Genomic DNA, 371 nt, shown 5'->3' with positions numbered 1-371 from the left:
GAATTTCTGTTCAAATCTTCTGCTTAGTACAAGTTGAAATACATCACCTCTCATACAGTGTTTCTGAGCCGTTTTTACCAGTTCAAGATAATCTTCATTCGTAATATTGGAAGTTTCCTGTCCATTCTTTTCAAAAGGATAAACCGGAGTGTTCTGGTTTTTGATAAGATTTTCCAAAAGATGTAACTCAGATTTTACACCGTTCATTTGGTTTTCAATAATATACATTTCATCATTGAAGTGGTTGATGGCAATTACATATTGGTATAATCTGTATCTGAGAATAGGGATTTCCACTTCAGGGCTTTGTGGCTTTAAGTTGATACTTTCAAAAAACTGTACTGCTTCAAAACTTGTATATCCAAATAGGC

At 33.7% G+C, this 371-nt stretch carries 1 pseudogene; it reads right to left on the bottom strand.

Annotated features, from left to right (window positions below):
• Window positions 1–371: pseudogene (locus SB679_RS23325) on the bottom strand (anthranilate synthase component I family protein); the annotation flags it as partial.

Origin of the sequence: Chryseobacterium sp. SIMBA_029 (genome assembly GCF_046535275.1) — a bacterium.
GTDB lineage: Bacteria > Bacteroidota > Bacteroidia > Flavobacteriales > Weeksellaceae > Chryseobacterium.
The sequence above is the reverse complement of the archived record's forward strand: the minus strand, read 5'-3'. Positions and strand labels throughout refer to the sequence as shown.